This window comes from Rhodococcus sp. WAY2 (assembly GCF_009859915.1).
In the GTDB taxonomy this organism is placed as follows: Bacteria; Actinomycetota; Actinomycetes; order Mycobacteriales; family Mycobacteriaceae; genus Rhodococcus_F; species Rhodococcus_F oxybenzonivorans.
Genome location: NZ_CP046572.1, coordinates 6,401,785 through 6,424,145, shown reverse-complemented (window position 1 = coordinate 6,424,145; position 22,361 = coordinate 6,401,785). Strand labels below are relative to the sequence as shown.

Annotated in this window: 23 protein-coding genes; 6 read left to right on the top strand and 17 right to left on the bottom strand. The window is 66.7% G+C overall.

Translation table 11 applies throughout. The features are described from left to right. Positions 1-19: 19 nt before the first annotated feature. The 3 genes from GFS60_RS29005 to GFS60_RS28995 are packed head-to-tail and all read right to left on the bottom strand — an operon-like array spanning position 20 to position 2,609. Positions 20-679: a hypothetical protein gene (locus GFS60_RS29005; RefSeq protein WP_159926481.1), complete on the bottom strand. Its 660-nt coding sequence runs from the start codon at positions 677-679 to the stop codon at positions 20-22. After that, on the bottom strand, positions 642-1,913 hold the full coding sequence (gene hisS / locus GFS60_RS29000; RefSeq protein ID WP_159926479.1) for a histidine--tRNA ligase: 1,272 nt from the start codon (positions 1,911-1,913) through the stop codon (positions 642-644). Before hisS ends, GFS60_RS29005 begins: the two co-directional genes overlap by 38 nt. Before the next feature lie 15 nt (positions 1,914-1,928). Continuing rightward, positions 1,929-2,609: an MBL fold metallo-hydrolase gene (locus GFS60_RS28995; protein WP_201453475.1), complete on the bottom strand. Its 681-nt coding sequence runs from the start codon at positions 2,607-2,609 to the stop codon at positions 1,929-1,931. Positions 2,610-2,787: 178 nt separating this feature from the next. Here GFS60_RS28995 and GFS60_RS28990 point away from each other — a divergent pair, with 178 nt between their 5' ends. Further along, positions 2,788-3,663 (top strand): peptidylprolyl isomerase, encoded by an 876-nt coding sequence (locus GFS60_RS28990; protein ID WP_159926475.1) that lies wholly within the window; start codon positions 2,788-2,790, stop codon positions 3,661-3,663. A gap of 25 nt (positions 3,664-3,688) precedes the next feature. After that, a complete protein-coding gene (locus tag GFS60_RS28985) occupies positions 3,689-4,480 on the top strand; it encodes a peptidylprolyl isomerase (protein WP_159926473.1) in 792 nt (263 codons plus the stop codon). 111 nt (positions 4,481-4,591) lie between these two features. On the opposite strand, the gene GFS60_RS28980 is transcribed toward GFS60_RS28985, so the two are convergent. The 10 genes from GFS60_RS28980 to GFS60_RS28935 form a co-directional block, all read right to left on the bottom strand. Then, a complete protein-coding gene (locus GFS60_RS28980; protein WP_109330548.1) occupies positions 4,592-6,967 on the bottom strand; it encodes a RelA/SpoT family protein in 2,376 nt (791 codons plus the stop codon). A gap of 62 nt (positions 6,968-7,029) precedes the next feature. Beyond that, the gene (locus tag GFS60_RS28975) at positions 7,030-7,563 is read right to left on the bottom strand and encodes an adenine phosphoribosyltransferase (protein ID WP_201453474.1); all 534 of its coding nucleotides are present in this window, start codon (positions 7,561-7,563) and stop codon (positions 7,030-7,032) included. Continuing rightward, positions 7,560-9,296 carry an ABC transporter substrate-binding protein gene (locus GFS60_RS28970; protein WP_159926469.1) on the bottom strand — a complete coding sequence of 579 codons (1,737 nt, stop codon included), beginning with the start codon at positions 9,294-9,296 and terminating at the stop codon, positions 7,560-7,562. Before GFS60_RS28970 ends, GFS60_RS28975 begins: the two co-directional genes overlap by 4 nt. A 1-nt stretch (position 9,297) precedes the next feature. Further along, positions 9,298-10,533: a protein translocase subunit SecF gene (gene secF, locus GFS60_RS28965; RefSeq protein WP_159926467.1), complete on the bottom strand. Its 1,236-nt coding sequence runs from the start codon at positions 10,531-10,533 to the stop codon at positions 9,298-9,300. Further along, entirely contained in the window at positions 10,530-12,209 is a 1,680-nt protein-coding gene (gene secD / locus GFS60_RS28960) for a protein translocase subunit SecD (RefSeq protein WP_159926465.1), read from the bottom strand. The genes secF and secD overlap by 4 nt, the downstream gene beginning before the upstream one ends. Positions 12,210-12,350: 141 nt before the next feature. Further along, positions 12,351-12,695 (bottom strand): preprotein translocase subunit YajC, encoded by a 345-nt coding sequence (gene yajC, locus GFS60_RS28955; protein WP_159926463.1) that lies wholly within the window; start codon positions 12,693-12,695, stop codon positions 12,351-12,353. Between the two features lie 137 nt (positions 12,696-12,832). Then, the gene (ruvB, locus tag GFS60_RS28950) at positions 12,833-13,930 is read right to left on the bottom strand and encodes a Holliday junction branch migration DNA helicase RuvB (protein ID WP_109330560.1); all 1,098 of its coding nucleotides are present in this window, start codon (positions 13,928-13,930) and stop codon (positions 12,833-12,835) included. Further along, positions 13,927-14,526 carry a Holliday junction branch migration protein RuvA gene (gene ruvA, locus GFS60_RS28945; protein ID WP_159926461.1) on the bottom strand — a complete coding sequence of 200 codons (600 nt, stop codon included), beginning with the start codon at positions 14,524-14,526 and terminating at the stop codon, positions 13,927-13,929. The genes ruvB and ruvA overlap by 4 nt, the downstream gene beginning before the upstream one ends. After that, positions 14,523-15,092 carry a crossover junction endodeoxyribonuclease RuvC gene (ruvC, locus tag GFS60_RS28940; protein ID WP_109330564.1) on the bottom strand — a complete coding sequence of 190 codons (570 nt, stop codon included), beginning with the start codon at positions 15,090-15,092 and terminating at the stop codon, positions 14,523-14,525. Before ruvC ends, ruvA begins: the two co-directional genes overlap by 4 nt. Before the next feature lie 134 nt (positions 15,093-15,226). Further along, a complete protein-coding gene (locus GFS60_RS28935; RefSeq protein ID WP_109330566.1) occupies positions 15,227-15,979 on the bottom strand; it encodes a YebC/PmpR family DNA-binding transcriptional regulator in 753 nt (250 codons plus the stop codon). 143 nt (positions 15,980-16,122) lie between these two features. On the opposite strand from GFS60_RS28935, the gene GFS60_RS28930 reads away from it, so the two are divergent. Next, positions 16,123-16,479 carry a GntR family transcriptional regulator gene (locus GFS60_RS28930; RefSeq protein ID WP_159926459.1) on the top strand — a complete coding sequence of 119 codons (357 nt, stop codon included), beginning with the start codon at positions 16,123-16,125 and terminating at the stop codon, positions 16,477-16,479. Next, positions 16,476-17,402 (top strand): hypothetical protein, encoded by a 927-nt coding sequence (locus tag GFS60_RS28925; RefSeq protein WP_159926457.1) that lies wholly within the window; start codon positions 16,476-16,478, stop codon positions 17,400-17,402. The genes GFS60_RS28930 and GFS60_RS28925 overlap by 4 nt, the downstream gene beginning before the upstream one ends. Here GFS60_RS28925 and pdxT read toward each other — a convergent pair. Further along, entirely contained in the window at positions 17,399-18,007 is a 609-nt protein-coding gene (gene pdxT / locus GFS60_RS28920) for a pyridoxal 5'-phosphate synthase glutaminase subunit PdxT (RefSeq protein ID WP_159926455.1), read from the bottom strand. The two genes, GFS60_RS28925 and pdxT, sit on opposite strands and share 4 nt — an antisense overlap. After that, the gene (locus GFS60_RS28915; protein ID WP_159926453.1) at positions 18,004-18,858 is read right to left on the bottom strand and encodes an acyl-CoA thioesterase; all 855 of its coding nucleotides are present in this window, start codon (positions 18,856-18,858) and stop codon (positions 18,004-18,006) included. The genes pdxT and GFS60_RS28915 overlap by 4 nt, the downstream gene beginning before the upstream one ends. A 55-nt stretch (positions 18,859-18,913) precedes the next feature. On the opposite strand from GFS60_RS28915, the gene GFS60_RS28910 reads away from it, so the two are divergent. Then, on the top strand, positions 18,914-19,537 hold the full coding sequence (locus tag GFS60_RS28910; protein WP_159926451.1) for a hypothetical protein: 624 nt from the start codon (positions 18,914-18,916) through the stop codon (positions 19,535-19,537). A 12-nt stretch (positions 19,538-19,549) separates the two neighbouring features. Here GFS60_RS28910 and GFS60_RS28905 read toward each other — a convergent pair whose 3' ends face one another. Next, the gene (locus tag GFS60_RS28905; RefSeq protein WP_159926449.1) at positions 19,550-20,371 is read right to left on the bottom strand and encodes an acyl-CoA thioesterase; all 822 of its coding nucleotides are present in this window, start codon (positions 20,369-20,371) and stop codon (positions 19,550-19,552) included. Between the two features lie 81 nt (positions 20,372-20,452). Between GFS60_RS28905 and GFS60_RS28900 the strand changes: the two genes are divergently transcribed. Further along, entirely contained in the window at positions 20,453-21,256 is an 804-nt protein-coding gene (locus tag GFS60_RS28900) for a UbiA family prenyltransferase (protein ID WP_159926447.1), read from the top strand. A gap of 59 nt (positions 21,257-21,315) precedes the next feature. Here the strand turns inward: GFS60_RS28900 and pdxS are convergent, their stop codons facing one another. Then, positions 21,316-22,218, bottom strand: a complete 903-nt coding sequence (pdxS, locus tag GFS60_RS28895) for a pyridoxal 5'-phosphate synthase lyase subunit PdxS (protein WP_159926445.1) — start codon at positions 22,216-22,218, stop codon at positions 21,316-21,318. Positions 22,219-22,361: the final 143 nt, after the last annotated feature.

Genomic DNA, 22,361 nt, shown 5'->3' with positions numbered 1-22,361 from the left:
CCGCCCCACCTGGGTCTGTCTACTCGACGAGCGCTGCTACTTCGTGATCGGTGAGCGTGGTCATCGGGACTCGTCCGGCTGCACGTACCAACTCCACCGCCCGGAACAACGGGCGCTCGGTCAGCGCGGCGTCGCGCGCCTCGGCACGTAACTGCTCGATGAGCACCGAGGCGATCGCTGCGGCCGCCACCAGTTCGCTCGTGGTCAGTGCGTCGGCCAGCTTCCGCAGCCCCAGCACGTCCAGTTCACGGCCGCCGTCAGTGGTGTACAACGCCAACGGCACCGCGAGAACGCCGTCGGAATCGGTGATGCGGACACTCACTTCGCTGACCCGAGCCGAGCGCACCACCACCTCGACCGCGACCGCCTTCGTGACATCGACGTGACGGGTTCGCACACCCCCGGTCGAAAAAATGACACCGCGTTCCAGCACGACCTTGCGGCGCAGGGTGACGAGCGCCGACAGGGCGGTAGGGACGGCGATCACACCACCCACCACCACGGCCAGCCACAACGGAGTGAAGAGGCTCAGCACGGCACCGACGACCACGCCGATCAGTACGGCGATCATCGCGACCCGCCTGAGGCGCGGCGCAATCAGCTCGATGGGGACGAGGTCGAGTGACACCGGCGGATCGTGCTCAGGCGCCAAGGATCGCTCCGACGTGCGCGACGACATCGGTCGCCGAGATCGATTCCTGGTCACCGGTGGCCAAAGTCTTGATCCCGATGGTGCCCTCGGCGATGTCACGGTCACCCAGCACGAGTGCGAGTGCGGCACCGGAACGGTCCGCGGCCTTCATCGCGCCCTTCACGCCACGGTTGCCGTAGGCGAGATCGACCCGAATGCCCTGCGCGCGCAACTGCTGGGCGATCACCACCAGCTTCGCCTTCGCCTCGTCACCCAGCGGAACCCCGAAAACCTCGCAACGGGCGGTCGACCCCGCCGTCTTGCCCTCCGCAGCCAGCGCCAGGACGGTGCGGTCGACGCCGAGCCCGAAACCGATGCCGGACAACGGCTGACCGCCGAGTTGCGCCATCAAGCCGTCGTAGCGTCCGCCGCCGCCGATGCCCGACTGCGCGCCGAGACCGTCGTGCACGAACTCGAACGTGGTCTTCGTGTAGTAGTCGAGGCCGCGAACCATCCGCGGGTTGATGACATACGGCACGCCCAATGCGTCGAGGTGGGCAAGGACCTCGTCGAAATGCGCCTTCGCGGTATCCGAGAGGTGGTCGAGCATGAGCGGCGCATCCGCGGTCATCTCCCGCACCTCCTTGCGCTTGTCATCGAGAACTCGCAGTGGATTGATCTCGGCGCGGCGACGCGTCTCCTCGTCGAGAGGAAGGCGGAAGAGAAACTCCTGCAGACGTTCCCGGTACTGGGGCCGGCAGGTGTCGTCACCGAGTGACGTGATCTCCAGCCGGAACCCCTCGAGCCCGAGACCCCGGAACCCGGCGTCGGCAATTGCGATGACCTCGGCGTCCAGGGCCGGGTCGTCGACACCGATGGCCTCGACCCCGACCTGCTGCAGCTGTCGGTAACGTCCCGCCTGGGGACGCTCGTAGCGGAAGAACGGACCGGCATAGCTCAACTTGACCGGCAACTGGCCCCGGTCGAGACCGTGCTCGATCACAGCGCGCATCACGCCCGCGGTCCCCTCGGGGCGCAGGGTCACCGATCGATCACCCCGGTCCGCGAAGGTGTACATCTCCTTGCTGACGACGTCCGTCGATTCACCGACACCTCGCGCGAACAGTCCGGTGTCCTCGAAGATGGGAAGCTCGATGTGGCCGTAGCCGGCCAGTCGCGCAGCGCGGGTGAGCCCGTCGCGGACCGCGACGAATTCGGCGGACTGCGGCGGGACGTAGTCGGGAACGCCCTTGGGGGCGGAGAAGGTGCTGGCTTTACTCACTGTCGCTACTTTTCCTTACTTCGAGCCCGGGAGTCCAACGAGGAACGGGTTGGATGTGCGCTCGGCCCCGATGGAACTCGATCCGCCGTGCCCGGGCAGCACCGCCGTGTCGTCGGCGAGGACCAGAAGCTTGTCGGCGATCGACTGCAACAACTGTTCGTGGTTGCCACCGGGCAGGTCACTGCGCCCGATCGATCCCTGGAAGAGGGTGTCCCCGGTGAGGGCGAGCTCGACCCCACCGGTCTCCTGCTCGACCCGGGTCCGGAAGACCACGGAACCCTGTGTGTGCCCCGGAGTGTGATCGACGACGAACGAGATGCCCGCCTGCTCGATGTGATCGCCGTCCGACAGTTCGATCACCTCGCTCGGCTCCACGAAATCCATCCCCTCGATGAACGGTTTCATCGTCGGCCCGATGCCCCGTCCGGGGTCGGACAACATGTACCGGTCCCCGGGATGGATGTACGCGGGGATGCCGAACTTGTCGCACACCTCGTGCGCGTTCCAGACATGGTCCAGGTGACCGTGTGTGAGCAGCACCGCCGTCGGTGTGAGATTCGACTGGGCGAGAAAGTCGATCAGCGGGCCGGCAGCATCCTGACCGGGGTCGACGACGACGCACTCGCGGGCATCGTCCTGGGCGAGGATGTAGCAGTTGGTCTGGAACATCCCGGCCGGAAATCCTGTGACGAGCACGCGCGACGCTCCTGTTCGAGTGATCATTGCAGTCGCTACAGCCTAAGCTGCCGCCCCGCCAGCTCGTTCTCAGGTTTGGATGGCACACTCTGGAGGTCGTGTGCCGGGGGTAGATCACACCGACCAACTGCTATATCGACCGACTGCCAGAGAAGACCGATACGGGAGGACCACCGCAGTGCCGAGCAACGAGCAGCGCCGGGAAGCAGCGAAACGAAAGCTCGAGCGTCAACTCGAGCGCCGCGCGAACAGAGCACGCAAGCGCAAGCAGCTGACCATTGCCGGTTCGGTGCTCGGTGTAGTGCTCGTCGTGGCGGCCGGCGCGGTCGTTTTCGCCCTCACCAGCGGTGACGACGACACGACCGAAGCCTCCGCCGACTCGGTGTCCGCCTCGCCCCAGTCGCCCGGTGTCATGCCCGCAGGACGCGCCGAGCCGCTCCCCGAGAAGGTGTCGTGCACCTACACCCCGGACGGTCAGCCGCCGGCCAGACAGGTGAACCCGCCGCGCACCGAGGACATCGACACCACGGTCAGCGACGTCAGCGTCAGCGTGGAGACCACCCAGGGCAATATCGGACTGACGCTGGACAACGCCGACTCCCCCTGCACGGTCAACAACTTCCTCAGCCTCGCGAGCCAGAACTACTTCGACAACACGCCGTGCCACCGGCTCGTCACCTCCGAAGGCCTCAAGGTGCTGCAGTGTGGTGACCCGACCGGTTCCGGTACCGGTGGACCCGGTTACGGCTTCACGAACGAATTCCCCACCGACCAGTACCCCGCCGACGATCCGTCGCTGCAGGTTCCCGTCACGTACCCGCGCGGAACCATCGCGATGGCCAACAGCGGCCAGCCCGGCAGCAACGGCAGCCAGTTCTTCCTCGTCTACGCCGATTCCCAGCTGCCTCCGCAGTACACCGCTTTCGGAACCATCGACGAGACCGGCCTCGCCACCATCGAGAAGGTCGCGGCCGCCGGTGACGATGCCTCGATGCAGGCGGGCGGCGGCAAGCCGAACCTGCCGATCGACATCAAGTCCGTCCGGATGGACTGAGGCCGCCACATGTGAGGATGGACCGATGAAACGCACCTCGATTCTCGTCGCAGGCGTGGGCCTCGCGGTCCTCCTCGCCGGTTGTTCGGACTCGTCCGACTCCGGCGGTTCGGCAACCGGCACCTCGAAGGCATCCCCCACGAGCGCCGCGGCGCAGTCGCTCGACCTCTCTCGATTCGGCACGTTGCCACCGGTCCCCGCACCCGCCGCGCCAACCGTCGACTGCTCGTACCCGGCGGGTCGACCACCCGCCAAGGACGTCACCGCCCCGTCCGCCACCGGTGTGTCCACCGCAGGCACCGTCGCGGTGAACCTCACCACCAGCGCCGGCCCCATCGGTCTGACCCTCGATCGGGCCGAGGCACCGTGCACGGTGAACAGCTTCGTGAGCCTCGCCGAGCAGGGATACTTCGACGACACCCCGTGCCATCGCCTGACGACGGAACAAGGGTTGCAGGTCCTGCAATGTGGTGATCCGAGCGGCGTCGGCACCGGCGGTCCCGGCTACGGGTTCGACACCGAATATCCCGAAACAGCGTTCGCGGGCAACGATCCGGCGCTGGCCGAGCCGGTGGTCTACCCCCGCGGCACTGTCGCGATGGCGAACAGCGGACAGCCGGGTAGCAACGGCAGCCAGTTCTTCCTCGTCTACGCCGACTCGGTGCTCCCGCCCAATTACACCGTGTTCGGTTCGATCTCCGAGGAGGGCCTCGCAACGGTCGAGAAGGTGGCGGCCGACGGCGACGACGGCTCCATGTCCGCGGGCGGCGGCAAGCCGAACACCCCGGTTCAGATCGAGACCGCGAAGGTCGGCTGACCGCCCGACTTTCCGGCGCCCGGTCCCGTACCCCGTCATGCACGAACGGGACGTTCGTTCGGTCTAACCGAACGAACGTCCCGTTCGTGCATGCGGGACAGGGCGGAGCTGTCAGGCGGCGGAGGTCACCCGGTAGACGTCGTAGACGCCCTCCACGTTCCGGACGACGTTCAGCACGTGGCCGAGATGCTTCGGGTCGCCCATCTCGAAGGTGAATTTGCTGATGGCCACCCGGTCACCCGACGTCGTCACCGACGCCGACAGGATGTTCACCTTCTCGTCCGCAAGAGCCTTGGTGACGTCGGAGAGCAGCCGGTGCCGATCGAGGGCCTCGATCTGGATGGCAACGAGGAATACCGAGGACGGTGACGGCGCCCACTGGACCTCGATGATGCGCTCGGACTGCTCCTGGAGAGACCCGGCGTTGGTGCAGTCGGTCCGGTGCACGCTGACCGCGCCGCCCCGGGTGACGAAGCCCATGATCTCGTCGCCCGGAACCGGCGTACAGCATTTGGCGAGCTTCGCGACGGTTCCTTCCGCTCCCGGCACCAGGACACCGGCGTCGCCGGTACTGCGCGGGCGCATCGGCATGGTGGACGGCGTGGCCCGCTCGGCCAGCTCCTCCTCCACGTCTCCGACACCACCGAGGTGGGCCACCAGTCGCTGCACCACGTGCTGCGCAGACACGTGGCTTTCCCCGACCGCGGTGTACAGCATCGACACGTCCGTGTAGTGGAGTTCGTGTGCGATGGCCGCCATCGATTCGGCGTTCATCAGTCGCTGCAGCGGGAGACCGACGCGTCGCACTTCCTTCGCGATCGCGTCCTTACCGTTCTCGAGCGCCTCCTCCCGGCGCTCCTTGGCGAACCACTGCCGGATCTTCGTCTTCGCCCGCGGGGACACCACGAACGACTGCCAGTCGCGGCTGGGGCCCGCATTGACCGCCTTGGAGGTGAAGACCTCCACCACTTCTCCGTTGTCGAGGGTGCGCTCGAGGGCGACAAGCCGCCCGTTGACCCGGGCGCCGATACAGCGATGCCCGACCTCGGTGTGGACTGCGTAGGCGAAGTCGACGGGCGTCGACCCTGCGGGCAACGTGACCACGTCCCCCTTGGGGGTGAACACGAAGATCTCCTTGACCGCGAGGTCGTAGCGGAGAGACTCGAGGAACTCGCCTGGATCGGCGGCCTCACGCTGCCAGTCGAGGAGCTGCCGCATCCACGCCATGTCGTCGACCTCGGCGACATCACCGGAGTGCTTGCCCTTGGTCTCCTTGTACCGCCAGTGCGCTGCGATCCCGAATTCGGCGGTACGGTGCATGTCGTGGGTGCGGATCTGCACCTCGAGTGGCTTGCCCTCGGGCCCGACCACGGTGGTGTGCAGCGACTGGTAGACGCCGTAGCGGGGTTGCGCGATGTAGTCCTTGAACCGGCCTGCCATGGGCTGCCACAACGAATGCACCACACCCACTGCCGCATAGCAGTCGCGGACCTCGTCGCAGAGGATCCGCACACCGACCAGGTCGTGGATGTCGTCGAAGTCGCGCCCCTTGACGATCATCTTCTGATAGATCGACCAGTAGTGCTTCGGTCGGCCTTCGACCACCGCGTTGATACGCGACGCCGTCAGGGTGGCGTTAATTTCCGCGCGCACCTTGGCCAGGTACGTATCCCGCGACGGCGCCCGGTCGGCGACCAGCCGCACAATTTCGTCGTATTTCTTGGGATGCAGAATCGCGAACGACAGGTCCTCGAGCTCCCACTTGACGGTCGCCATTCCCAGCCGGTGCGCCAGCGGGGCAATCACCTCGAGAGTCTCACGTGCCTTGCGAGCCTGCTTCTCGGGCGGCAGGAACCGCATGGTCCGCATGTTGTGCAGGCGGTCCGCCACCTTGATCACCAGCACGCGGGGGTCGCGCGCCATCGCGATGATCATCTTGCGGATGGTTTCACCCTCGGCCGCGTTACCCAGAACGACCTTGTCGAGTTTGGTGACGCCGTCGACGAGGTGCGCCACTTCGTCGCCGAACTCCTCGGTCAGCTGAGCGAGCGAATACCCGGTGTCCTCGACGGTGTCGTGCAGCAACGCCGCGACCAGAGTGGTCGTATCCATGCCGAGCTCGGCGAGGATGCTCGCGACGGCGAGTGGATGGGTGATGTACGGATCACCGGATTTGCGCTTCTGACTGGCGTGCTTTTCCTCGGCGACGTCGTACGCGCGCTGGAGGAGGGCCAGATCGGCCTTGGGATAGAGCTCGCGATGCAGACTGACGAGGGGCTCGAGAACCGGCCGGATGGTCGCGTTCCGTTGCCCCGTGATACGCCTGGCGAGTCGCGCTCGTACCCGGCGCGATGCAGACGCCGGAACGGCGAATCCCTGCGCTCCGCGGCTGTTGCCGGAAGCGGGATCCGCTACAGGTGACTCGGCATCGGACTGTGCAGACGAAGGGGATTTCGCGTTCTGCGACCGATCGAGATTCGAAGTCATGCCGTCACCTCCTACCACTGGTTAGCTGGGCCTTTCGGCACCACCAGGCACAACTTTAGTACTCAGACCGTGACGAGGGACGTGAGCGGGTACTTTCCGAGCCGCGTCCTGCCACCGAGGGCCGCGATCTCGAGAACCACCGCCACACCGATCACTACGGCACCTGCCGATTCGAGGAGGCGAGCGGTGGCCTCGATCGTCCCACCGGTGGCCATGACGTCGTCGACGACGAGCACCGAGCGGCCGTCCAATTTAAGGGAGTCGGCAGGGATTTCGAGCGTCGCCGTACCGTATTCGAGGGTGTACGACTGTGCGAGCACCGGCGGCGGTAGCTTGCCCGCCTTGCGCACCGCCACCACGCCGGAGCCGAGCTCCCGTGCGACCCCGCCGCCGAGAAGAAATCCTCGCGCGTCGACGGCGGCGATCACCTCCGCATCCGGCGCGCATGCGGCCAGCGCATCGACCACGACGCGGAATCCGGTGGCATCGGAGAAGACGGGCGTGAGGTCCGCGAACCGCACCCCAGGCTCGGGAAAGTCGTCCGCCCACCGGGTGAGCCGGGTGACGACGTCATGTGCGGAAGAAGTGTCGGTCACCGCCGCAGAACCCACCTGTCCATATTCCATCCGGCGCCGGAACGCGTCGGATTGACCGTTCCGGCCTCCAGACCCGCTGCGAACCCGACGGTGCGAGGCTGATTGAACAACGGCACGGTGGGCACCTCCGACCACAGGATGTTCTCGGCCTCGGTGGACAAGGCCAGCTGTGTTGCGGTGGAGCTGTCGACCGCGAGCTGATCGACGATCTGGTCCACCCGGCTGTTGGCATAGTCCCCGAAGTTGTTTCTGCTACCGCCGCGAAGTGCGTACATCGAGGTAGTCGGCGCCGCAGTCCCGGCCGCGCCCGGAGCGGACGCCGTTCCCGCGAGCAGCGCGTCCACCTGTCCGTCTCGCAGCATCGACGGAGTGAACTCTTCGGACCCCGCGTCCTGCACGGTAATTCCGGCCGGGGCGCACGCCGCGGCCACGGCAGCCACGATCGCGGCACGGCGCGGATCGGGTCCCAGGTATCCGATCCGCACGGTGGCCGCGGTGTTGTCGGTCTCGGCCAGCGCCGCAGTGGCTGCGGTCGTATCCGACGTCTCGTACCGGCCACCGGCGGTTGCCGCGACCGACTCGTACACGAGGCTGTCGGGTGCCGTGAACCGGGTGTCGACGGAGGCCGCGGCGGCACCGTCCTCCGCGGCCTTTCCGAATTCCGCGGCCAACTCCTCGCGGGGCAGGCAGGAGGCGAAGGCGCGGCGCCCGGCCGGGGTCTCGAACAGCCCCGACGTGGACAGCACGAACTGCTCGACGCTGCGCGAGGGCACGTCTGTCACGTCGAAGCCGCCGAGTTCGATGTCCGGGACCGATCCCGTGGCCACGTCGACCACCTCGACGGACTCGTCTGCGATGCGCGCAGCCAAATCGGCCGCCTTGGGCCACACGACGATTCGGGAGGTGGCGGGACGATTTCCCCACCAGCGGTCGTTCGCCACCAGCACCAGGCCTTCGTCCGCGGAAAACGATTCGACCTTGTAAGGCCCGGACGCGGGGAAGAGGGCGAGATCGAGCTCGCCGGGCGTCATCGTCCATCCGTCGTTCCAGAAGTCTGCGATCCGGGCGAGCGCCTCGTTGTCCGAATTCTGAACGGCGGCAACAAGGTCGGGAACACCGGCGGCGCGGGCGACCACATGGGCGGGCATCATCGACGTCGCCCCGAACAGCGACCGCCAATCCGTGAAGTTTCGCCCCGCCTTGAAGGTCACCGTGGCTTCCTTTGCCCCAGTCTGGCAGTCGACACGGTCGATGTCCGAGTAGCCGGCGGTACTGGCCGCATCGAACAGCGGAACCGTTGCCTCGCCGGGTCGGGTGAACCGCCCGCTGTTCGCGGCCCAGGTGAGCACGAGATCATCGCAGGACATCGGAACTCCATCGGAATACACCGAATTGGGATTCAGCTTGTACTGCACCGTCAGCGCGTCCCCCGGCACGGCGTTGGCCGTGCCGATGTCGGTGTCGGCCACTGGCCCACCCTCCGGCCCGGTATAGGTGAATCCGGGCAGCACGCGGGCGAACGCCTGCCGTGCCCCCGACACCGAGCCGGCCACGGTTCCGGCGTTGTAGGTGGTAACGGTGCTGTCGATCGCGTACCCGATGGACGGGATCTGCTCCCCCTCGTCGGAGCATCCGACGAGCGTGCCCGCGAGCACGACGGTGGCGAGCAGGCCGGCGCCCGACACCGCCGCAGCGCGGTGGTGTCGGGTTCGAACTCGGGCCGATGCGCGCATGTCAGTGCCTCTTCTTGTGGCGCTTCCCGGTGGGACGCGTTCCGGGCCGGGGCGCACCGCCGGCGGCACGCCGCGGCGCGGCCCCCGCCGTGGCCCCGGCGCTCACTCCGGTCGGGGACGTTGCGGCGGCCGTCTTCACCGACGCGCCCTCCGCGAGCGCTGCTCGGCGAGCGAGCACCTTACGTGTGTGTGCAGCCACGGGACCCCACCGCTCCTTGAGTGACACCAGCAACGGCGTCGCGAAGAAGATCGACGAATACGCACCGACGATGATGCCGACGAGCTGAACCAACGCTAGATCCTTGAGGGTGCCCACACCAAGCATCCACACCGCGATCACCATCAGCGCAAGGACCGGCAGGACGCTGATCAGCGTGGTATTGATCGAGCGCATCAGCGTCTGGTTGACCGCCAGGTTCGCTTGCTCCGCGTACGTTCGGCGGGTCAGGTGCAGGATGCCGCGAGTGTTCTCCTCGACCTTGTCGAACACCACCACCGAGTCGTAGAGCGAGAAACCGAGGATGGTGAGCAGGCCGATCACCGTCGCGGGCGTGACCTCGAAGCCGACCAGTGAATACACGCCCGCCGTCACGGCGATATCGAAGAACAGTGCGACGATTGCCGCGATCGCCATGTCCCGCTCGAAACGGACGGCGATGTACACGCTGACGAGGACGAGGAACACCAGCAGCGCGATCAGCGCCTTCTGGGTGATCTGACCGCCCCACGTCTCGCTGACATCCGCGACGCTGATGGTGTTCTTACTCACCGCGCCGTTGCTGTCCTTGGGCTGGAACTCCTCGTACAGCGCGTCCTGGAGCGTGATCACCTGAGCGGCGTTGAGCGCCTCGGAGCGAATCTGCACCGTTGCGCTCGATCCCGACCCCACCGTTTGCACGGTGACGGGATCCGTTCCGAGCGCCTCGCTGTACACCTGTTCCACCTGCGCGGTGTCGACGCCGTCACCCGCGGGAAACTGGATGCGCGACCCTCCCTCGAAGTCGATACCGAGAGTGAACCCACGGACGAGGATGCTCAGCAGGGAGATGAGCACGATGACACCCGTCAGGATGTAGTAGAAGCGTCGCCTCCCGATGATCTCGAAGGCGCCGGTTCCGGTGTAGAGCCGGGAGAGCAGGCTGTGTTTCGGCATGGACGCCTGGTCGACACCCGAGTCGGACAGCGAGGTTTCGGCGTCCGCCGGGGATCCGGCCTGGGACGTGGTCGATTCGCTCATACTCGTGACTCCTTCGCCGACGCTGCGGCAGCCTTACGTTCCTTGGCGATCTGCTGCACGGCTCCCAGCCCGTTGACGCCCGGCCTGGACCAGAACGGCGACTTCGACGCCAGGTGCACCAGCGGCCACGTCACCAGGAAGACGACGACGACATCGAGGATCGTGGTCAGTCCGAGCGTGAACGCGAACCCGCGCACCTGACCGACCGCGAGCACGTAGAGGACGGCGGCGGCGATGAAGCTCACCGCATTTCCCGAGAGAATCGTGCGGCGCGCCCGAGCCCAACCGCGGGGAACAGCCGACCTGAAACTCCGGCCTTCCCTCATCTCGTCCTTGATTCTCTCGAAGAACACCACGAACGAGTCTGCAGTCATACCGATACCGATGATCAGACCAGCGATACCGGCCAGGTCGAGGGTGAAGTTGATGTACCGGCCGAGCAGAACCATGATCGCGTACACCATCACACCCGACAGCACCAGCGACAACGCTGTGAGCACCCCGAGCATGCGGTAGTACAGCAGGCAGTAGAGCAGCACGAGGATCAGACCCACGAGGCCGGCGATCAGACCCGCCTCCAGCGAGGCGAGACCGAGCGTCGCCGACACCGTCTCCGCCTCGGATGCCGCGAACGAGAGGGGCAGCGAGCCGTATTTCAACGTGTTCGCCAGTTCCTTGGCACTGGTCGCCGTGAACGAACCGGTGATCGAGGTGGAGCTGCCGGCGGGTGTGGCGCCCTGGACCACCGGCGCACTGACCACCTTGGAGTCGAGGGTGAAAGCTGCCTGTTTGCCGATGTTCTGCGACGTGAACGCGGCCCAGGTGTTACTGCCCTCCGTCTTGAACGTCAGGCTCACCTCGTGCCGCGACTGCTGGGAGTTGTAGCCGGACGTGGCGTCGGCGATCTCCTGCCCGTCGATGATCGACGGCGCGAGCAGGTACACCGCTTGGCCGTCGGTGGAGCACGCCACCAAGGGCAGCGCCGGATCGTCGTTTCCCCGCAGCGGGTCGGGAACCGAGCAGTCGAGCGTCGCCATCGCCGCCTGCTGTACTGCGGGGTCCGTACTCTGTCTGCTCGCGCGTGCCGCTGCGATCTCGTCGGCGGCCTCAGCGGTCTCGGACCCGGAGCCGTCGGCCGGGGCGGCCTCGTCGGACGGGGTCGGTTCGGCGGGTGCGGACGGATCCTGCGCCGGGAACGGACGGTTCTGTGGTGCCGGTGCCGGCGTGGCAGGTTCCGGTGTCCCGGTGGGCTCGGCCGGGGTTTCGCCGGCGGGAGCCTGCGCGCCGGGGGCAGCCGCCGCCTGCGACGTCTGCACAGGACGCACGTAGAGGCGGGCGGTCTGACCGAGCGAACGCGCCTGAGCACTGTCGTCACCAGGAACGGTGATCACCAGGTTGTCACCGTCGATGACTACCTCCGAGCCGGAGACTCCCAGCCCGTTCACACGGGTCTCGATGATCTCCTGCGCCTGACGCAGGCTGTCCGGCGTCGGCTTACTACCGTCGGGTGTGCGCGCCGTGAGGGTGACTCGGGTCCCGCCTTGCAGGTCGATGCCCAGCTTGGGTGTCGCGGACTTGTCGCCAGTGAAGAACACCAGGGCATACAGAACCGCTACGAGCACCGCAAAAACGGTGAGGTAGCGGACGGGATGCACCGATCCTGTGGAAGGTGCCACGATCTCTATGTCTCCTCAGTACGTGCAGTTCGAGTGGAACGTTCGGTGGGCACCCCGCCGCCCCTGCAGGGCTCGGCCCCGTGCAACGCCCGCCGCGCCTCGGACGCGACGGCTACGCGCGGTACGCAGCGGATGCGTCGATCAATCCTTGGTCAACCGCGGCGTGGTGTCTCCGCCGTTCTCGCGGTCATCGGGCGCAGCGTCAGACGCGGGCTCCCCGGGCTCGATCGGAGAGTCGACGATCTGCTCACGGATGACGAGGCGCGACCAGGTCGTGATCACGCCGGGGGCGATCTCGAGGTCGACCGTGTCGTCGTTCATCGCGACGATCGTCCCGTGCAGCCCCGCAGTGGTCAGGATGCGGTCGCCGACCGAGAGGGATTCCTGGAGAGCGGTGGTCTTGGCCATCTCCTTCTTCTGCCGGCGGATCCCCAGGAACATGGGGACGAGCAGCGCCAGAATGAGCAGCGGGAAGAGAAAGTCCATCGGTAAGTCAACCTCGAGGTATGTCGCACGATCCGTAGCGCACCGGTCCCGGTTGGACCGATGCAGTACACCAGTGTGCCATTACCGTCCCGTACATCGGTTCGGTCGGCATGCGGCGGCGCGTTCCGCCCGGCCGATCAGGGGTCTTCCGGATCGAACAACGAGGCCTGCGGTTCGTTGACCCGCACCTCGATTCCACCGGCGACGGCGTCCGGCGGCGGCGTCAGCCCGAGTTGGGTCCACGCGGCGGCCGTTGCCACTCGACCGCGGGGTGTGCGGGCGATCATGCCCGCCCGGACCAGGAACGGCTCGCAGACCTCTTCGACCGTCGCCGGCTCCTCACCCACCGCGACAGCGAGGGTGGACACGCCGACAGGGCCGCCACCGAAGCTTCGGACGAGGGCACTGAGAACGGAACGGTCGAGACGGTCGAGGCCCAGTTGGTCGACGTCGTAGACGGCGAGTGCCGCGTGGGCGATGTCGCGGGTGATGACGCCGTCGGCACGAACCTCGGCGTAATCACGCACCCGGCGCAGCAATCTGTTGGCGATGCGGGGGGTTCCGCGGGACCGGCCGGCGATCTCCGCCCCGGCCTCCGCACCGAGCTGCACACCGAGAATTCCTGCCGACCGCATGAGGATCTGCTCGAGTTCGGCGGGTTCGTAGAAATCCATGTGCGCCGTGAACCCGAACCGGTCGCGTAGCGGCCCCGTCAGCGCCCCCGAGCGGGTGGTGGCACCGACCAGCGTGAAGGGGGCCACTTCCAGGGGGATCGACGTAGCGCCCGGGCCCTTGCCCACGACGACGTCGACCCGGAAGTCCTCCATTGCGAGGTACAGCATCTCCTCCGCCGGACGGGCGATGCGATGGATCTCGTCGATGAACAGCACGTCCCCTTCGACGAGGTTGCTGAGCATGGCGGCGAGATCACCGGCCCGCTCGAGCGCCGGTCCGGAGGTCAGCCGCAACGACGACCCGAGTTCGGCGGCGATGATCATCGCCATACTGGTCTTTCCCAGGCCGGGTGGTCCGGACAGCAGAATGTGGTCGGGGGTGCCGCCGCGCATCTTCGCGCCGGTCAGGACGAGTTGGAGTTGTTCCCGCACACGGGGCTGACCGATGAAGTCGTGCAGGTTCTTGGGGCGCAGACTGGCTTCTATGTCGCCGTCGCCGGCAACGAGGTCGGGCGATACCGGTGACTCGTCTTCGAAGTCCGCGTGGGATTCGAGATTCATCGTGTCTTCCCGAGCAGGGACAGGGCGGAGCGTAACGCTGCGGACGTCGTCGATTCAGGCGCTTCCACCAAGACGGAGTCGGTGGCCTGCTCGGCCTGCTTGGCCGGGAATCCGAGGCCGACGAGGGCTTCGACGACCTGATCGCGAATCGAACCGCTCCCAGCGGCGATCGTCACCGCCCCCGACGACGACGCAACCGCGTCCACCTTGTCGCGCAGTTCGACCACCATTCGTTCCGCTCCCCGTTTGCCGATCCCCGGTACCCGGGTCAGCGCGGTCACGTTGCCCTCGGCCAGGGCTGTGCGCAATGCGTCCGGTTCGAGGACAGCCAGCGTGGCCATGGCGAGCCGCGGTCCCACCCCCGACACCGTCTGCAAGAGGCCGAACAGTTCCTTCGACTCGGAATCGGGGAAGCCGTACAGCGTCATCGAGTCTTCACGCACGATCATGGCGGTGATCAGGCGGGCTTCACTTCCGCGGTGCAGCCCGCCGAGGGTGGCGGGGGTCGCGTTGACGCGGTATCCCACCCCTGCGGACTCGATCACCGCATGATCGAGCGCGATCTCGAGTACCTCGCCGCGGACGGACGCGATCATCGTGTACCTGCCTTCTTCACCTCGGCCAACCGGGCCTGGTATCGACGTTTCTGTTCGGCCGCGGCCGCCTCGGCCCGGGCCATGCGTTCGATCATCGGCGCTCGCCAACAGTGACAGATGGCGAGTGCCAGGGCATCCGCGGCGTCGGCGGGCTTCGGTGCGGCCGCGAGTCGCAGGATGCGCGTCACCATGGCCGTCACCTGAGCTTTGTCTGCCGATCCGCTGCCCGTGACCGCGGCCTTGACCTCGCTCGGAGTATGGAAGCAGACCGGGATCCCGCGGCGGGCGGCCGCAAGCGCGACCACACCACCGGCCTGCGCCGTGCCCATGGCAGTGCGCACGTTGTGCTGGGAAAACACCCGCTCGATGGCGACGACCTCGGGTCGGTGAAGGTCGATCCACGACTCGGCCGCCTCGGAGATCCGCAGCAGCCGGGCAGACAACTCGAGATCCGCGGGGGTACGCACCACGTCGACAGCCACCGGGATGACCGTCCGTCCTCCTGCGCCGTCGACCACACCGAATCCGCACCGGGTCAGACCGGGATCCACACCCAGCACACGCACGCCATGCCACCTCTCCCACGCCGAACAGCTGTTCGATAGCTTAGCCGGGGGGTCGGACGGTGCGGCGCACCAACACGCAGGACGAGTCGGGGCGGGCGAGCACCGCTCCCCCGCCCCTCACCGGTTGCCGGCGGTCAGTCCTCCAGCTCGGCGAGGACCTCGTCGGACAGGTCGACATTGGTGTAGACGTTCTGCACGTCGTCGGACTCCTCGAGAGCGTCGACGAGCTTGAAGACTTTGCGTGCCCCGTCTGCGTCGACGGGAACCTCGACGGACGCGCGGAAGTCGGCCTCGGCGGAGTCGTAGTCGATTCCTGCCTCCTGCAGCGCGGTGCGCACGGCGACGAGGTCGGTGGGCTCACTGACGATTTCGAACGTGTCACCGAGATCGGTGACCTCTTCGGCGCCCGCGTCGAGGACGGCCATCAACACGTCGTCTTCGGACTGATCACCCTTCTCCAGGGTGACGACGCCCTTGCGGGTGAACAGGTAGGACACCGATCCCGGGTCTGCCATGTTGCCGCCGTTACGGGTCATCGCGGTACGCACCTCACCCGCGGCGCGGTTGCGGTTGTCGGTGAGGCACTCGATGAGGACGGCGACACCATTGGGTCCGTAGCCCTCGTACATGATGGTCTGCCAGTCGGCACCGCCCGCTTCTTCACCGGCACCGCGCTTGCGTGCGCGCTCGATGTTGTCGTTGGGCACCGAGGTCTTCTTGGCCTTCTGGATGGCGTCGTACAAGGTGGGGTTTCCCGCAGGATCGCCACCGCCGGTACGGGCCGCCACCTCGATGTTCTTGATCAGCTTCGCGAAGGCTTTGCCACGCTTGGCATCGATCACGGCCTTCTTGTGCTTGGTGGTGGCCCATTTGGAGTGGCCGCTCATGCGATTCAAGCCCCTTTCCTGCTGCCTGTGACACGCCGAATGCGCGGTTTCAGCTCTGACGATGTTACCCGCCCCTCCGTTGTTGCTGCGCGTTCCGGTGCACCGACTCGCTTTTATCTCCATTGTTTGCATATAATGCAAACATGTTGATGCGAGTCGACCACGGGTCGAGCACTCCACTGGGCGAGCAGATCGCCGCGAATGTGCGCGGAGCGTTCATGAGGGGAGAGATAGCGGCCGGCGATCGCCTGCCCTCGGCCCGTGCGCTGGCCGAGTCCATCGACGTCAACCTGCACACCGTCCTGCGGGCGTACGCCGTGCTGCGCGACGAAGGACTGATCGACCTGCGGCGTGGACGGGGAGCGGTGATCCGCGCAGACACGAATTCCGCCCACGCCGGACTCACGGAAGCCGCCCGAGCATTCGTGGCCGAAGCACGACGCCTCGGCCTGGACACAGACCAGATGATCGACATGATCAAGGAGATTTCGAAGAAATGACCACCACCCGCATACGCCTCGGCGTCGGTGCCGCCGCCACCGTGCTTCCCCTACTCGCCCTCGTCGTCGCGCGGATCGGCTGGGGGGCTGAAGTGCCTCCCGTGATCCCGCAGCACTGGTCCGGGACGCAGCCGGACGGATTGGGGAACACCACGACGTATTTCTGGATCGCGCTGGCCGTGTGTTGCGTGGCCGCAGTGGTCGCCGGTCTGGTGGTGGCCCGCGACAGAAGTGACGCCGCGCTGTGGCTCCCGATCACCGCACTCACCACCTGGACGGTGTCCTCGGCCTGGATCCTCGGTGTCGCCCTCACCGTGCGCGCCGGATCCCCTGCCGCCGCCACGATGGGCGCATGGATCGTCATCCCGCTACTCGGGTTGGCTTGGGGCGCGGCGGTATTCGCGATTGCACCCAAGGCAACCCGGGCGCGGCTCAGTGGGCCGACCCCGACCCTGTCCCCACCTCTGACGCCCAGCGAACGGGCCTCGTGGACGGCATACGCCCGCGGCCCCTGGGCCGCTGCGCTCACCCTCCTCATGACGGCCGCCGCGATCGGATCCCTGCTGATGGGCGTCTGGTGGCTCGCCCCGCTCTTCCTGATCCTGGCCGTGGCGAGCGGCGTATTCGCCTCTGTCGGTGTGCACGTCGATCGAGCGGGTCTGACGCTGTCGTCGTGGAATGTGCGGTGGCGGCGAATTCCCCTCGACGGCATCGAATCGGCTCAGGTGGCCACCATCCTGCCCGCCGAGTGGGGTGGATGGGGTTACCGTTTCAGCCCGCGAGGCACCGCAGTCGTGGTACGGGGCGGCGAGGGAATTGTGCTCACCTGCCGGGACGGCAGACAGTTCGCAGTCACGGTCCCTGCCGCGGAGCAGGGTGCCGCCCTGCTCAATTCGCTGCTGGCAGTGCGGGCAGCGAGTTAAGCCTCACGGACGAGGTCCACGAACAACTCGTGTACCCGCCGGTCGCCGGTCACCTCGGGATGGAAGGAGGTTGCCACCACGCGGCCCTGCCGGACGGCGACGATGCGTCCGGCAGCGGCGCCGCCCGACTCGGGGACACGAGCGAGCACCTCGACGGCGTCCCCGACCCGCTCGACCCAGGGGGCGCGGATGAAGACGGCGCGTACCGGATCGCCGACGATGCCCTCGAAGTCGAGGTCCGACTCGAACGAATCGACCTGCCGCCCGAAGGCGTTGCGGCGAACCGTCATATCGATCGCGCCGAGATGTTGCGCATCCGGCCGGGTGTCGAGGATCTCGCTCGCGAGGAGGATCATTCCAGCGCAGGAACCGTAGGCGGGCAGGCCGTCCCGTAGTCGCGTCTTCAGCGGCTCGAGCAGCTCGAAGATTTCCAGCAACTTGCTCATGGTGGTCGACTCGCCGCCCGGAATGACGAGACCGTCGACCTTGTCGAGCTCTTCCGGACGACGAATACCCACGGCGTCGGCGCCTGCGTCCTGCAGTGCGGCAAGGTGTTCACGCACATCGCCCTGGAGAGCGAGAACACCGACGAGGGGACGGGTCATGCCATATTTCCTGTCTGGATGTCGTTCTTGTCCTGGTCGCGTTGGATGCGGGTCAACCCCTCCTGCACCACCGCGGCCACCATCGCGCCGTTCTGGTCGAACATGCGGCCCTGGGTGAGAGCCCGACCGAATCCAGCAGAAGGTGAAGTCTGGTCGTAGAGCAGCCACTCGTCGGCGCGGAACGGGCGCATGAACCACATGGCGTGGTCGAGTGACGCCGTCTGGGTCACCACGCCGGGGTGCGGCACCTTCGACGCTCCGAGCAACGTGATGTCACTGAGGTACGCGAGGGTACAGATGTGAAGCACCTGGTCGTCCGGAAGCTTGTTGCGGTATCGCATCCAGACACGTTGCTGGGCGGCGATACCGGGAATCGGCTTGACGGCATCGGACGGAACGATGCGGACGTCCCATTCCTTCCACTCCTGATACAACTCGCTGTTCGCGAACTCCTCGACGGTCTGCGCGTCGACGAGTTCCTCCGGATCCGGCACAGACGGCATCGTGTCCTGATGTTCGATTCCGGCGTCCTCGGCGTGGAAGGAGGCGGACATGGTGAAGATCGCCTTGCCGTCCTGGATACCGGTGACGCGGCGAGTGCAGAAGGACCGGCCGTCACGAATGCGGTCGACGAGATACACGGTCGGCTCGGTGGGGTTACCCGGCCGCAGAAAGTACCCGTGGAGCGAGTGAACGCGAAACCTCTCGTCGACGGTGCGGACCGCCGACACCAGCGACTGACCGGCCACCTGGCCACCGAAGGTCCGCTTCAAAACCGAAGGATGCACCGCGCCGCGAAAGATGTCCTTCTCCAGCGCTTCCAGTTCGAGGATGTCTTCAATGCTCGCCATGTGCCCTCCTACGGTGCCCGTCAAGGTTATCTGCCCTGTTCGCGCTCGAGGCACGATGGGTGTCATGACGATGTTCACACCGACGAGCCCGGAAGGACTCGTCACACTCGTCACGACACGCTGCCTGGACGTCGACGGCACGGCTCTCGTCGCGATCGACGCACCCGACGGCGCTCGCCCGGAGCTGCTGGCGAACGCAGTCTGCGCAGCACTACGCGAGCGCGGACGCCCCTGTGACGTGGTCTCGCTCCACGACTATGTTCGACCGGCTTCCCTGCGCTTCGAGCACGGACGCGTCGACGAGCTGAGTTACCGCACGCTGTGGTTCGACTACGAGGCGCTCGACCGGGAGGTCCTGCGGTCGGCACGCACCGACGGCGTCTGGTTGCCGCGCCTGTGGGACGAAACGGCCGATCGCTCGGCGCGGTGTGCGCGTGTTCCCACCGCGGCGCGGCAGGTACTCCTCGTCACCGGTCCGATGCTCCTCGGGCGCGGACTCGACTTCGACGTCACCGTGGCCCTTCACCTGAGCGATGGAGCGTTGCGCAGGCACACACCTGCAGATGCGCTCTGGACCGTGCCCGCGCTCATCCGGCATGCAGCCGGCGTCCTCGATCCACCGGACCTGCTGGTGCGATACGACCATCCACCGAAGCCGGCCGTGCAGACGCTTCGATGACGGCGCAGTGATTCACTCTTCGCGCAGGAACCGGGTCAACCCTTCCTGGACCACCGCTGCCACCAGGTTTCCGCCCCGATCGAAAATTCGGCCCTGGGCCACTGCCCGGCCGAAACCTGCGGACGGCGACGTCTGGTCGTACAGCAACCACTCGTCCGCGCGGAAGGGCCGCTGGAACCACAGCGCGTGATCGAGAGAAGCACCGTTGATCTGCACGTCCTTGTGGGGTGTCATGGCAGAACCGATCAGCGTCATGTCGCTCATGTACGCCAGCGCACACACGTGGAAAACCGGGTCGTCGGGCAACGTCTTCCGCGAACGGAACCACACCTGCTGCTGCGCGGCCATTCCGCGTCGGCGGTCGACCTCACCGTCACCGACCATCCTGATGTCCCAGTCGGACCATTCGCGGGCAAGCCTGGCGATCTCGGGGTCGTCCGAATCGCGGGCAAAAGGCAGGTTGTCCGGCGGCGGCACCACGGGCATGGCGTCGTGGTGCTCGATGCCGCTCTCGGAGACCTGGAAGGATGCGGACATCGTGAAGATCGCTTGACCGTCCTGAACCGCACTCACTCGCCTGGTCACGAACGATCGCCCATCTCGAATCCTGTCGACGAGATACACGATCGGCATGGTCGTGTTGCCCGGCCGCAAGAAGTAGCCGTGCAGCGAGTGCACCGCGAACTGGGGGTCAACCGTACGCACCGCAGCCACCAGCGCCTGCCCGGCCACTTGCCCGCCGAAGGTACGGGAAAGGGTGGTCTCGGTGGCAATGCCGCGGAAGATGTTCTTCTCGAGACGTTCCACCTCGAGAATTTCATCGATCGTCGCCATCTAGTGCCCCTTCCCGGTGTTGTTCCGCTGACACTCTCACATCCCGAGCCGTCGGAGGCCTCGTCGTGGCAGCGTTGGGCCATGGCCCTCTCCACTGCCGTGTCGCTCGTGCGCACCGCGCACCCCGGCCCGGCCGCCGCGGTCACCGTGCTCACTCTGGTGATCGCGGTCGGTATGGATGCGAATCCGGGCACCGTGATGGTCCTCGGAACCGCAGTGCTGAGTGGTCAGCTCGTCGTCGGATGGACCAACGACCTGCTCGATCGCACCCGCGACCAGCTGGCCGGCCGTACGGACAAACCTCTCGTCACCGGACGCATATCCGTGACCGCTGTCCGCCGGGCTGTCGGCATGGCATTCGCGACATGCGTGGTCGCGTCCTTGCTCTGCGGCCTGGCGGCGGGGCTTCTGCACCTGGTGCTCGTCGGTGCTGCCCTGGCATACAACGCGGGACTCAAATCGACGGTGTGGTCCTGGCTCCCGTACGCACTGGCGTTCGGAGGGTTACCTGCCGTCGTGTCACTGGCGCTCGACCCGGCGCAGATTCCGCCGCTGTGGATGGTGGTGGCCGGCGCACTGTTCGGGATCGCGGCGCACCTACTCAATGTCATGCCCGACCTCGCCGCGGACGCAGCCACCGGCGTGCGGGGGCTGCCACATCGCCTGAGCGCCCGCACCATTCGGATCGTCGCGGCACTGACCCTGGTGGCCGCCTCGGCCACCGTATTTCTCGGAACCGGTAACCCAGCCACGGTGTGGCACCGGGTATTGCTGGGCGCCGTTCTCATTCTTGCCGCGATGACCGTCCGGGCGCCGAACAGAACGCCGTTCTACGCAGCGATCGCCGTCGCCGGCGTCAACGGCGTGATGCTCCTGCTCGAGTGAACCGGGCCGACGACCCAGAAAATCGTCGGCCCGGATCGGTCACCGGTCGAGCGTGTAGATCACCAGCCGCGTTCGGCGAGGCGGTGCGGAACCGGGATGTCGTCGACGTTGATCCCGACCATCGCCTCGCCCAGCCCGCGAGAGACCTTCGCGAGCACGTCCGGGTCGTCGAAGAAGGTGGTGGCCTTCACGATCGCTGCGGCCCGCTCCGCCGGGTTACCGGACTTGAAGATCCCCGACCCGACGAACACACCCTCCGCGCCGAGCTGCATCATCATCGCCGCATCCGCCGGGGTCGCGATGCCACCGGCGGTGAACATGGTGACCGGCAACTTCCCGGCCTTCGCCACCTCGACCACCAGGTCGTACGGCGCCTGCAACTCCTTCGCCGCCACATACAGCTCGTCCTCGCTCAGCGACGTCAACCGGCGGATCTCCCCACCGATGGTCCGCATATGCGTGGTGGCATTCGACACATCGCCGGTGCCGGCCTCACCCTTCGACCGGATCATCGCCGCACCCTCGGTGATCCGCCGCAACGCCTCACCCAGGTTGGTCGCACCGCAGACGAACGGGACGGTGAACTTCCACTTGTCGATGTGGTTCGCGTAGTCGGCCGGGGTCAGGACCTCGGACTCGTCGACATAGTCGACCCCGAGGGACTGCAGGATCTGCGCCTCGACGAAGTGCCCGATCCGGGCCTTGGCCATCACCGGGATCGAGACCGCGGAGATGATGCCGTCGATCATGTCCGGATCACTCATCCGCGATACCCCACCCTGCGCGCGGATGTCCGCGGGCACCCGCTCGAGCGCCATCACCGCGACCGCGCCGGCGTCCTCGGCGATCTTCGCCTGCTCGGGGGTGACGACGTCCATGATGACCCCACCCTTGAGCATCTCGGCCATGCCCCGCTTGACGCGCGCAGTGCCGGTGGTGGGGGTGGTGTCGGGGGTGCTCACAGCGAACTCCTGGGTAGTGGCGTGGTGGAACTTCGATGGCGGCATGCGCGAGCGAGGGCGTTCACGCTGCTTTGTTCGATTCTAGGACGACGGCCCGCGATGCTCTGTAGCCAGTCTCGGATTGCTGGCCTCGTCGAGTCCGC

Bases quoted from the DNA above. Each gene is read 5' to 3' on its own strand.
- pdxT (WP_159926455.1), bottom strand. From the start codon at position 18,007: ATGACCCGTCCCCTCGTCGGTGTTCTCGCTCTCCAGGGCGATGTGCGT.
- GFS60_RS28980 (WP_109330548.1), bottom strand. From the start codon at position 6,967: ATGACTTCGAATCTCGATCGGTCGCAGAACGCGAAATCCCCTTCGTCT.
- GFS60_RS28935 (WP_109330566.1), bottom strand. From the start codon at position 15,979: ATGAGCGGCCACTCCAAATGGGCCACCACCAAGCACAAGAAGGCCGTG.
- ruvB (WP_109330560.1), bottom strand. From the start codon at position 13,930: ATGAATCTCGAATCCCACGCGGACTTCGAAGACGAGTCACCGGTATCG.
- GFS60_RS28910 (WP_159926451.1), top strand. From the start codon at position 18,914: ATGGGTGTCATGACGATGTTCACACCGACGAGCCCGGAAGGACTCGTC.
- secF (WP_159926467.1), bottom strand. From the start codon at position 10,533: ATGAGCGAATCGACCACGTCCCAGGCCGGATCCCCGGCGGACGCCGAA.
- GFS60_RS28900 (WP_159926447.1), top strand. From the start codon at position 20,453: ATGGCCCTCTCCACTGCCGTGTCGCTCGTGCGCACCGCGCACCCCGGC.
- GFS60_RS28925 (WP_159926457.1), top strand. From the start codon at position 16,476: ATGACCACCACCCGCATACGCCTCGGCGTCGGTGCCGCCGCCACCGTG.
- GFS60_RS28915 (WP_159926453.1), bottom strand. From the start codon at position 18,858: ATGGCGAGCATTGAAGACATCCTCGAACTGGAAGCGCTGGAGAAGGAC.
- GFS60_RS29005 (WP_159926481.1), bottom strand. From the start codon at position 679: ATGTCGTCGCGCACGTCGGAGCGATCCTTGGCGCCTGAGCACGATCCG.
- GFS60_RS28970 (WP_159926469.1), bottom strand. From the start codon at position 9,296: ATGCGCGCATCGGCCCGAGTTCGAACCCGACACCACCGCGCTGCGGCG.
- GFS60_RS28930 (WP_159926459.1), top strand. From the start codon at position 16,123: ATGTTGATGCGAGTCGACCACGGGTCGAGCACTCCACTGGGCGAGCAG.
- yajC (WP_159926463.1), bottom strand. From the start codon at position 12,695: ATGGACTTTCTCTTCCCGCTGCTCATTCTGGCGCTGCTCGTCCCCATG.
- GFS60_RS28985 (WP_159926473.1), top strand. From the start codon at position 3,689: ATGAAACGCACCTCGATTCTCGTCGCAGGCGTGGGCCTCGCGGTCCTC.
- GFS60_RS28905 (WP_159926449.1), bottom strand. From the start codon at position 20,371: ATGGCGACGATCGATGAAATTCTCGAGGTGGAACGTCTCGAGAAGAAC.
- ruvA (WP_159926461.1), bottom strand. From the start codon at position 14,526: ATGATCGCGTCCGTCCGCGGCGAGGTACTCGAGATCGCGCTCGATCAT.